Source organism: Gaoshiqia sediminis (assembly GCF_025907915.1).
GTDB lineage: Bacteria > Bacteroidota > Bacteroidia > Bacteroidales > Prolixibacteraceae > Gaoshiqia > Gaoshiqia sediminis.
The window spans coordinates 1-12,605 of sequence record NZ_JAPAAF010000060.1; the positions used below are offsets into that span (position 1 = coordinate 1).

General features: G+C 49.5%; 3 protein-coding genes. All 3 read left to right on the plus strand.

From position 1 onward, the window contains the following. Positions 1 to 58 precede the first annotated feature (58 nt). The 3 genes from N2K84_RS19310 to N2K84_RS19320 all read left to right on the plus strand — a co-directional run bounded on the left by N2K84_RS19310 (position 59) and on the right by N2K84_RS19320 (position 11,744). A complete protein-coding gene (locus tag N2K84_RS19310; RefSeq protein WP_282593480.1) occupies positions 59 to 9,106 on the plus strand; it encodes a PKD-like domain-containing protein in 9,048 nt (3,015 codons plus the stop codon). Between the two features lie 36 nt (positions 9,107 to 9,142). Further along, complete coding sequence (locus N2K84_RS19315) at positions 9,143 to 10,192, plus strand: hypothetical protein (RefSeq protein ID WP_282593481.1); 1,050 nt, start codon at positions 9,143 to 9,145, stop codon at positions 10,190 to 10,192. Positions 10,193 to 10,556: 364 nt separating this feature from the next. Next, positions 10,557 to 11,744, plus strand: coding sequence for a hypothetical protein (locus N2K84_RS19320; RefSeq protein WP_282593482.1), 1,188 nt, complete (start codon positions 10,557 to 10,559; stop codon positions 11,742 to 11,744). The last annotated feature ends 861 nt before the right edge of the window (positions 11,745 to 12,605 follow it).

Genomic DNA, 12,605 nt, shown 5'->3' on the forward strand with positions numbered 1-12,605 from the left:
TACCGTAGTCTGGACGGTTACAGATGCAAGCGGCAACACCAAGACCTGCAGCTTTGATGTGACGGTAACCGACAACGAAGACCCGACAATCTCCTCCTGCCCCCCCTCATACACCGTCATCAACGAGGAAGCTTGTACCGGAACGGCAGCCGTTCCGGCACCCACGTATTCGGACAACTGCGGTACGCCTTCGTTAAGCTGGGTGATGACCGGGGCAACGGAAGACAGCGGAACCGAAGAAATTGGTACCTATACTTTAAACCGGGGAACTACTCAAATTACCTATACGGTAACCGACCTGGCCGGAAATGAAAGCTTCTGCACATTTTCAATCACGGTTCCGCCACCAGTGAGCATAGATGCGATTAGCTCAAACAGTCCGGTTTGCGAAGGTGAAGATCTCAACCTTTCGGTATCGGCAAGCGGCGGTACCGGAGCTTTGACTTATTCCTGGTCCGGGCCAGACGGATTCACATCCAGCCTGGAAGACCCCACGATTACGGATGCAACCCCAACCGCATCCGGAGAATACTCACTGTTGATCGTCGATGAAAACGGATGTACCGCAACCGGCACGATTGATGTTACGGTGCATCCTACCCCATATGTGGACGCGGTTGTTGTCTCTGATTATTGTAATGGCGACACGGGCAATCCTGTTGTTTTTTCAGGTAATGTGACTGATCCAACCTTTAACTGGACAAGTGACACCGACATTGGCTTTGGCACTTCAGGTACCGGGAGTATTCCATCATTTACTGCAACAAACCCGACAGTAAACCCGATTCCTGCTACAGTAAGTGTTACAGCCACAGCAAACGGGTGCACCGGCCCGGCGGAAACATTCACCATCACCGTGAATCCGACACCCGTATTATCATCGCCCACAGAGGATGACGTTTGCAGCGGAAGCCTGTACAGTTACGCACCAACCAGTGATACCGAAAACGTAGATTTCACATGGACACGACAAGCAGTTACCGGTATTACAAACTCCCTCGGCGAAGTGACCAAAAGCGGATCAGGGACAATCAATGAAACACTGATCAATTCAACTGCTACGAATAAAACGGTAACCTATGTTATCGATATGACTGCCAATGATTGCAGCAACACCCAGGAATTAGAGGTTACAGTCTACCCGAACCCGACGTTGAGCAGTTCATTAACTCCTTCTGATGTTTGCAGTGGTTCTACGTTCAACTACACTGCTTTTACACATGTAGCAGGCACCACCATGAGCTGGCACCGTCCCCTGGTTGAAGGGATCAGTAATCCTGAAGGAAATGGCAGCAATAATATCATATCGGAACCCCTGGTCAACACAACCACCGAGATCATTGAGGTACCTTACACGTTCACACTAACTGCCAATGGGTGTACCAACACCCAGATCGTAACCGTGGGGATAAAACCTACTGCTACGGTAAATCCTATTGCCGACCAGGTATATTGTAAAGGAGATGTCGTTCCGGCAACGGACCTTTCCGGCCCGGTAAGCGGCACAACTTTCACCTGGACGAATAACAACCCAAACATTGGCTTGCCTACCAGCGGTACAGGACCGCTCAGTGTGCCCTCGTTTACCGCGAACAGCAACAACCCCTCGGCGCCCATTACAGCCACTATTACCGTAAGGCCCACGGCCAACGGATGCACAGGAACACCGCTCACCTACCAAATTACGGTCAACCCCTTGCCAACCGCTACGGTAACAGCATTGGACAATTCAGTTTGTTTGAACGATGCAGCCTCGGTAACCTTTACCGGGAGCAACGGAACGGCCCCTTATACGTTTACCTATTCGGTTAACGGAGGCTCGCCGGAAACAGTGGAAACTGTTAGCGGAAACATCGTGACTATTCCGCTTGATACATCAACTGACGGAAGCTTCACCTACCAACTGATCAGCGTACAGGATGCCAGTTCGACGGCTTGTGAGCAAACACAAAATGGTTCGGCAACCGTCACGGTCAACCCGTTACCGACAGCTACGATTTTAGGGGCCAATACCGTTTGCCAGGGAGCTGGTTCGCCGGTCATCACCTTTACCGGCGATCATGGTACAAGACCTTATACGTTTACCTATCGCGATTACGAGGGAACCGAAAGGACTGTCAGTACGACTTCCTCCAGCAATACGGCCATCGTTTCCGTGCCTACTTCAACCACCGGGGATTTCACTTACGAGTTGCTACGGGTGAGCGATGCCAATACTTGTGAACAAACTCAAAGCGGAACGGCCACCGTAACCGTCAGCCCCTTGCCAACAGCCACCATTGAAGTAAACGAAACAGCCGTTTGCCAGGGTGAAACTGCCCCGGTGATCACCTTTACCGGAAGCGGTGGTATTGCCCCTTACACCTTTACCTACAAGTACAACAATGGGGCAAACCAAACCATCAATTCTGATGCCTCGGGGATAGCGACCATCCCCCAGCCCACAACCGCAGCGGGCACCTTCACCTATACCCTGGTTGCTGTTTCGGGCGACGATGGTTGTGGGCAAAGCCAGTCTGGTTCGGTTTCGGTTACGGTGAACCAGACACCCGACGCGACCATCTCGGCCAATGTGACCGAAGTTTGCCAGGACGGGACTCCCCCCGTCATTACCTTTACCGGAACAGTGGGAACAGCGCCTTTCACCTTCGAGTATTCGATAAACGGCATTGTACAACCGCTTCTGACAACGGTTTCGGGGAACAGCCGCGTGGTAAACCCGCCAACCAACGTTCCGGGAGATTTCACCTACCGTTTAATTAGCGTGACTGATGCCAGTTCAACCGCATGTTCACAGGAACAGACAGACGAGCTGACCATCACTGTAAAGCCCTTGCCAACTGCGACCATCGATGCTTCCACGAATTCAGCCTGTCTGAATGGCGATGAACCCACCGTTACCTTTACAGGTTCGGGAGGCACGGAGCCCTATATCTTCCGTTACCGGATAAACGGTGGCCCAATTGAAACTGAAACAACTACTTCGGGGAGTTCGGTAACTATTAACGTACCAACCACATCAACCGGAACCTATGTTTATTCCCTGGTATCGGTTGAAAGCGCCAATGGTTGCTTGAATCCGCAATCCGGCTCAGAAACCATCACCGTTTACCCGTTGCCGACTGCCACCATTAGCGGAACGACAACCGTTTGCCGGGGGGATGCCAGCCTGATCATCTTTACCGGCTCGGGCAGCACAGCCCCCTATACCTTTACCTACAACATTAATGGCGGGACTGAAGAAACTGTAACAACATCGGGTAATACTGCAACAGTCATTGTTACTAATTCAACCGATGGAAGCTTTACCTATAACCTGGTGCGTGTGCAGGGAGGTACCGGATGCTCGCAGGAACAAACCGGCAAGAGCGCAACCGTTACTGTCAATCCCCTGCCTACGGCTGCGATATCCGGCACTACTTCGGTTTGCCAGGACGACACAGAACCGGTGATTACCTTTACCGGCAGCGGCGGCACCCGCCCTTATACCTTTACCTATTCGTTGAATGGCGGAACCAACCAAACGATTACCACAACAGGCAGCAATGATTTTGCCACGCTGGATGTTGCCACCAGCATCCCCGGTACCTTTACCTACGAACTGGTTAGCGTGCGCGATGCCAGCTCCACCACTTGCGAACAGGCACAACCAGGTATAGCCGAGGTAACGGTGAACCAAAAGCCCGTGCTGACCAGCTCGCTGAGCCCAACCGGTATTTGCGGGAATACACAATTTAGTTACAATCCCACGGTTTCGCCTTTGGGAACCACGTTAGAGTGGGAACGGCTTGCCATTTCCGGGGTGAAAACATCGGCAAACAGTGGACAAAACGGGATTGAGGAAACCCTGGAGCTGGAAGACTGGGTGACCGACCCGATTCCGGTAATTTATACCTACACATTGACCTCCCCCGATGGGTGTACCAATACACAGGAGGTTACCGTGATGGTGACCCCGACCCCGGTACTCACCAACACCGCCTCGCCGGTTTGCAGTGGGTCGATGTTGAATTTTGTACCTGAAAGCAATGTTTCGGGAACAGTTTTTACCTGGTCGCGACCGGCAGATGCTTATAATGCGGCTGCGATTGGAACGTTGAATATTAGCGAACCTTTGTACAACACTTCCTCCAACCCGATCACTGTAACTTATACCTTTGAGCTAAGTTCGAACGACTGTGTTAATCCCAGCCCGCAATACCTTACCGTAACCGTGATGCCTGCCCCGGAGGTTACTGCTTCTGCATCCGAAACCACCATTTGCCCGGGTGAAAGCGTGGATTTATTTTCATCGGCAAATATTGCGGCCGGATTGCCAACAACCATCCTTTCCGAAGGTTTTAACGGAGGGGCAAATGGTTGGACGAACACCTACTCATCCGGCGATTCAGATGCGGCATGGACACTGAGACCCAATGGATACTATTATAATTCTCCGGGACCGGGTGGTATCACTTTTCACTCAAACGATAACAGCCAGTTTTACCTATCCAACAATAATGATGAAGGAGGAAGTACCACAACCAACTTAATTAGCCCGCAATTCAGTACCGTTGGCTACACAAGCGCTACCTTAACCTTTTGGCATTACTACCGGGAAGGGGGAAGCTCAGATAATGCCCGAGTCCAATGGTCGCAAACCGGCACCGGTGGCTGGACAACCCTGGAACCGTTTACAAGTAGCGCTGGTGATCCGGATGACTTTGATGAAGTATCCGTAACTCTTCCAGTGGGAGAATCCTCCATCTATATCCGGTTCAGGTACGAAGCGAATAATGATTATTGGTGGGCCATTGACAACGTAACTATTTCGGGCGAACCGCAATCGCAGGCCACTATTTTATGGACATCAAACACCTCCTCATGGACATCCACCGAGGCCAACCCGACAGACGTGACACCAACGGAAACCACTACTTATACCGTTACCTATACCGATCCGGATATCGATTGCCCCGGAACGGCCTATGTTACGGTTAATGTACGCCCCGAACCCGAAGTAGAAATCACAGCCAACTACTGCACCGGCAACGGGAAAATACAGCTAACAGCCACCGGCGGTTTTTCATCCTACCTCTGGAGCACCGGCGAAACCACCCAAAGCATTGAAGTCGATCTGGCCGGTTTCTACGAAGTGACCGTAACCGATGCCAATGGCTGTACCGGAGATGGAAATATTACGGTATCCAATAATTTGGTTTTGAACGGGGATTTTGAAGCAGGAAACACTGGTTTTAGTACCGGATATGGTTATGTTGTCAACGGAGCCGGACAAACTGAGTTGTGGCCGGAAGGATTATACGCTATTGGTACGAATGCCAATAACTACCACACAAACTTTTATGGTAGAGACCACACCAGTGGTAGCAGCAATTTCATGATCATCAATGGCAGCACGACCACGCCTGTAAAAACTATTTGGGAACAGACAGTTACCGTAGAACCTAATACAAATTACTATTTCAGTGCCTGGGGGATGAATTTAAATCCTGCCTCTCCGGCTCAACTCCGGTTTGAGGTAAATGGAGTACAAGTGGGAACCATTGCTGATTTGAATATTGCTCCCAAACCAACCAGTGATGCTCAAGTTAACCTTGACAACTGGATTAGATTCTACAGTGATCCACTTTGGAATTCCGGAACCAACACCACTGCCGTTATTCGGATTGTCAACCTGAATACCGATGCTGGCGGTAATGATTATGGGCTTGACGACATCTCGTTCGGTACCCTGGATGCCACGCCTTTCACCGCCACACCAACAGCCAACACACCCTGCGAAGGCGAAACCTTGCAATTAACGGCCAATGTTACCGGGGGGAATGAGCCGATCATTTACAACTGGAGCGGACCAAACGGGTTTACCTCGACCGAAGTTAATCCGTTCATCGACAACGTAACGCAGGCTCATGCCGGCACTTACACGCTGGAACTGCTGGATTACTTCAACTGCCCCATTACAGCACAGGTAGAAGTCACCATCAACCCGGTGCCAACGGTTACTTCCACCGAAAGCACCTCTACCTGTAGTGGTACCCCTTTCGACTTTACCGCGCCGGGAGTGCCTGCCAGTACCACCTACACCTGGACAGCGCCAACAGGCAGCGGTTTCACAGGAGGGTCGGCCCAGAGCATCCCGCAAACGTCGGTCAGCCAAACGCTGATCAACACCACTTCGTTGCCGGCTACGGCCTCTTACCTGGTTACCCCAACGGCCGGTCCGTGTCTGGGTATTACGTTCACCCTGGAGGTGCGCATTGACCCGGCTGCGACCGTTGATGCCGGCGAACCACAACAGGTATGTGCCGGCGGTTCCATCACGCTCAATGGCTCCATTGGCGGAGCTGCCACCAGCGCCACCTGGAGCGCCCCGTCAGGTAGTTTCTCCAATGTCAACTCATTAACCTCAACTTACACACCTTCGATTAGTAGCGGCACGGTAACTCTTACCCTGACCACCAACGACCCGGATGGCGATTGCCCGGCCGTTTCGTCAACGGTGGACATCACCGTTACCGAGCCACCGGTTGCCAGCCTGGTTTCGCAAACCAATATTCTTTGCAAAGGCGATGCTACCGGGGCCATCGATGCGGATGTCAGCGGAGGCCTTCCGCCGTACACATATTTCTGGAACACCGGGGCCAGTTCGCAGGACATCTCAAACCTGACTGCCGGAACCTATACCCTGACCGTAACCGATGCCAACGGTTGTACCGACCAGCTTTCGGTGACCATTACTGAACCCGACGAGGCCCTGACTGCCACAATCTCGGACGTGGTTAACGAAACCTGCGTGGAAACTTACAACGGGAAAGCAACGGTTACCGCCTCGGGCGGCACAGGTACCTATTCCTATTCATGGAATACCTCGCCCGTACAAACCGACCCAACAGCAACCTTGCTGGCCTCGGGCACTTACACCGTAACCGTAACAGACGATAACGGTTGTACCGCAACAGCTGACGTGACCATTACCATTGAAGTGAACACGCCACCGGAAATCACCCAATGCCCTGCGGCCATTGACATCCCTGCATGCGCCATTACCAGCGTGGGTGGCCTGGCCTACAGCGAAACGACGGTTGAAATTACCGAGGCCCAATTTACTACAGCGGGCGGATTAGCAACCGACAATTGCGGTATCACCCACTATTACTATTCCGATACGCAAAGCGGAAGTTGCCCGATTGAGGTCATTCGCACCTTTACTGTGGAAGATATGGGAGGTTTGACTGATGATTGCCCGCAACGGATTACCTTCTACGACGATACCGCCCCTGACTGGACAACTGATGCCGGCGATCTGGATAAAACACTGGACTGCGACGATCAGGCCGGAATAGATGCTGCGCAAGTTTTGTTCCCGGTTGCAACTGACAATTGTGACACGGATGTAACAGACATTCTTAAAGTAAGCGGGACATTTACACCGGGGAGCAGCTGTCCGCAGGCGGGTACTTACACCAACACTTGGACGGTGACCGACGAGTGCGGAAATGTTTCAGACGTTTACACCCAAACCATCACAATTATTGACAACGAAGCCCCAAGTTGGACAACTGCTGCCGGCGATTTGAACCAACCCATTCAGTGTGACGATGCCAGCGGATTGGCAGCCGCGCAGGCCTTGTTCCCGGTAGCATCCGATAATTGCGACGGCAACGTCACCAATATTGTAAAAAATGAAGGGACTTTTGTTTCCGACGGCTCTTGTCCACAAAACGGCACCATCACTAATACCTGGACGGTAACCGACGATTGCGGAAACGAAAGCGCGGTATATACCCAGGTGATCACCATTGAAGACACCGAAGCACCCGAGTGGGATTCGTATGAAGGCGAACTCGACGTGACGGTGGAATGTAACGTTGCAGCCGCCCTGGCTGCCACCCAACTCATGGAGCCGGTTGCCTCCGATAATTGCGGATTAGACCCTTCAACATTGCTAAAAATCGAAGGTGGTTTTGTTCCGTCAGGCGATTGCCCGCAATCCGGCACTTATACCAACACCTGGACCATCAGCGACCTGTGCGGGAACCCGAGCGCTACTTACACCCAAACCATAACTGTGGTGGACGATACCGCCCCGTTTATCATTGCACCGGCGCCCGTGGCGATTGAATGCAGCGATTCATCTCATCCCGATGAAACCGGATGGCCGTCTGCCTCCGATAATTGCACCGATACGGAAGATATCGTTTTTCATTATTCAGATGATGCCCCCATACCCGGAAGCTGCGAAGGAAATTACACCATCATCCGTAACTGGACAGCCGTTGACGCATGTGGCAACTTTGAAATCGTTCCGCAAACAATAACGGTGCAGGATGTAACGCCACCGGTATGGACAACACTCCCGACGGAACTCAACCGGTCGGTTTCCTGCGACGATCCGTCAGCCCTGGCGGATGCGCAAGCCCTGTTCCCCGTAGCAACCGACAATTGCGATTCCGATGTATCAGACATACAAAAAGTGAGCGAAGTATTTACCCCGGGAAGCTGCTCTTACACCGGAACCTATACCATAACCTGGAGAGCAACCGACGACTGTGGCAACACGAGTACCCCGTATGAGCAAACCATTCAGGTTGTGGATAACGATCCGCCAACTTTGGCAGATCCTCCAGATACTTATTTCTGCGTAGTCGACATTCTTACTGCTCTTTACGATGGACGGCCTGAAGGATTGGCAGACGTTATTGCCTCTTACAATCCGATATATGAACCAAGTCCTGATGTGATTGACGACCGCCCGGACTACTTCGTACTGACTGCATCAGATAGCTATCTGGATTTGAATCCGATTGCATTTTTCGATGACAATTGCACTGACCTAGCCGATTTAACGCTCCACTGGACAATTACCACCCAAGCGGGATTGCCTTATTACGATTTTAAGAATAATGAATTAACCGACATTGAAGGTCAGATCTCTGATTACCTGGCAACTAATAGTACCGAAATTGTTTTCCGGGGAGATGACGATACCATTGTGATTTATAATTTAACTTATTGGCTGGAAGATGAATGCGGGATGGGGTCTGAGAGGAAAACCGCTCAAATTAGGATTCAACCACGGCCACAGATAACAAAAGTAAGTCCGTAATAATAAAAACACTGATATGAACTAAATTATTTGAATATGAAAAAGCAAATTTTAGCAATCGTTTTCTTGATGGCGGCTATAGTAGCCGGCACGAATTCAGCTTATGCACAGACGTATAAGAATACGAATACTGCTGTCTGGGCAGCGCCTACGTGCGGAGGGAGTGAATATTCCCCAACCATTGGAGAGGAATATAACTACACCGTTCAAATTGAGAATCTAAATGGGTACGACGGATCGGGAACTTATACATGGCATGTTACTCAATCAACAGATCTTCTCGCCGGAGCCGCAGTTACTCCAGGAACTGACTTTTCCTGGACCGGGAATACAACCGATGATGTCGCAATAATCTGGAACCCAACTTCAGTTGGCAAAGTCTATTATCTGGTTGTTGAATATAGTCAAGAGGTTTCAGCCGCAGTATCTGCCACCTGTGAAATCAATAACATCAAGGTTTTTCCGATTGTGCCAATCAACGGTTTCTGGTTGGATATCAATGCTTCACTTGATGGTACTACTTCACCTGATCCAACAGCTACTCAATTAACAGGCTTCGAAATTTGTGCGCCGGATGTTTATTCAGCTACAATAACAACACCAGCTGTCCCGGGCAACCCGCTTGCAGCAGAAGTAGAATACGATTTTGGTGTATCGACAATATGGGTCATCATCCATGCTGAAGGTTATGAGGGTGATTTCACCGGAACACTAAAAATCTCTGGTGTAGAAACTAACCAGCTTGCCACTATAGTAACAGCAGGATGGTCAGGTACTCCTGATGCATTGGGTAATGGGGCTTACACCGCCACTTTAACTTCTGAAACAGGTGGTGTTGACATCCCTGTACAAATACAAATTGCACATAAACAGCATGAAAATATTACGGATCAAACAATTCGGGTTTCGATTGATGGTACATACGGTGCAAGTAATGAGTTCAATGACTTAAGTGATGCAGGCGGCAGTTGTACAAATGAAGCTGCTGATGCAGACTGGGTTGATCAAACCATTGCCCCGCGTCCGGAAGTTACACCTGTTCCTCCTCTTCAATTCGTTACGCCCAATCCAGTGTTAACAGACTAAAAAGCACGATGAAAGACATGCTTTTTCATTCCCCAAGATACTTCCGGTTTCCCGCATGGGAGGCCGGAAGCAAAAGGGGAAAGGAAAGGCAAAAGGTCTGATTTTGCGAATAAAAGAGTGAGCAAGACTAGAAAATGAAACACCGAAGGGTTGAACGGAAAATCGAAAATCCGGGTGAAACCTAAACGGTAAAAATACTGGCAGCATGTATCTGTCAGCAATTGATAAGAAATAGTAATATGGTGTTAGTTGTAGGACTGCTTCGTTGCAAGATGCCTGTTTTATGTTTCTTGTGGCTAGAAACTTACAGCTTGAAACAAAAATCAATACAAAACCTTTTTTCAAACATTAAAAGTTAATTATTATGAAAAAGCAATTTTTATTCCTAACCCTTTTCCTGCTGGCAGTCTTTGCGGGGGTGAATCAATCTTATGCGCAAACACCGTTCGATGTTCGCACATTAAATTGTGTGGTCACAGAAGGGCCATTAAACCCGCTTCTAGGTAAAACTTATACTTATAGTGTAACTGTGCCGAATAACACTGAGTTTACTGGTACCGCAGGGATAACATACAGGTGGAGGGTGACTACTGATCAGACCTTCATTACTGCTGGCGCTTTGACCGCCACAGCACTTACTGACGGTAATGAGTTTGATGATATTTCAGGAAATTATAATGTCGCTGATCCAAGTGAAGAAATTCAATTGAGTTGGAATGCATTGCCTCCTGATCCATCTACTCCGTTCTTTTTGATAGTCGAAGTAGTGGGAGACAACGGTGTTTGTCAACCGCAAAATATGAAAGTGTACAAGATCCTGCCTGTTAACCAATTTACCTTGGATATTGCCAGTTATGATGTATTGAACAGCACGCAGTTAGGTTGGGAGGCAGATGGATCTGCGACAGTTGCACAACAGTGTTATTCTGATATAGTATCTGCATACTATAATCCAGCTACTGATGATGTATCTTATGATTATGGGACGAATACTTTTGTTTGGGCTGTAGCCGCTGCCAACTGGTCTGATTCATGGACACCTACGTTACAAATCTCAGGGGTTAATGCAGGAGAATTAATTTCCAGTGTAACTTGGAATACAGCAGCAGATGGTTCTGGAAGTAGCGGCAGTTTTACCGATTCAGGAGTAGATTCTAATAGCGATGGTCTGAATGAATGGACTACTGCAGATGTCGTAACTCCTCAAGGAGCGTCAACAGATATTGATGAAACAGGGGAGGTAATCTATATCATTATGGAGCTTGATCACACAGATCCTACTTCCGGTACATTCTTCGAAGGACTAATTGATCAGACTATTACAATGTCAATCGATGGTGTAACGTTTAACGGCGATGGTGATGTGCATTTCCAAAATACGGATGCTGCCTCTGGAGGTACAGCTGATTGTGGAGAAGTTGATAATTTTGAAAATGATTATGCAGCTCAAACAGTTAAACAACGTCCTGAAATCAATACGAACACAGAACCTGGTGAAGCTGCAGGTGATCAAGACCCATTCTTGACACCAGTTTCAATTCCAATTCCATAACTAGGACAGTAGTATTAATCTTTTGCTTTTTCATACCCAAGATACCACCCCCGGCCGTTTGGTCGGGGGCAGGGCTTCGGGGGTAGAGAAGCAAAGCGGAACCAGTCCGGCAACGGGCGCCCTGTATGCGAGTTACATCCAATCGTTCAAACGAATAAGGAGATGGCGTAGCACGAAACATAGCAGTCACATACCAGACTCTGGCAACCGGCCCGCGCGGCCGGAACGGGAGAGGTACGTTCTGATTGATGATTGATGAATGATGATTGATGAATGGGGCTCGCTGTGGTTACTCTGTGAAGAACGCGGTGTTAAAAACTAAACGCAAAGGACGCGAAGAGGATTTAAACGCAGAGGACGCGGTGAAGCGCGGAGGTCGCGAAATGATTAATAAAGAATCACAGCGGTACTTAGCGAATACTTTACGGTCTCAGCGTTAAAAAGGAATTAAACGCGAGGAAGATTTAAACGCAAAGGACGCGAAGAAGCGCGGAGGTCGCAAAATGATTCATAAAGAAATCTCTGCGGGACTCGGCGAATACTCAGCGGTCTCGGCGTTAAAAAAAGGAACTTAAAAAGAAACAAATGACAGCAAACAAACATGGTCCGCCAGGCAGCCATCACAGGCTGATGCATGACAACCGGGGCGCGCCACGGGCACCCGGAAACGGGAAAATAATGGCGTTTTACTTCGGGCTTTTTAGCCTGGAACGGGAGAGGTATGCACTAATGGATTTAAACGCGAGGAGGAGTTAAACGCAAAGGTCGCGAAGAAGAGTTAAACGCAGAGGACGCGGTGAAGCGCAAAGAGCGCAATAATTAAAATAAAATCTCTGCGGTACTTGGCGAATACTCAGCGGT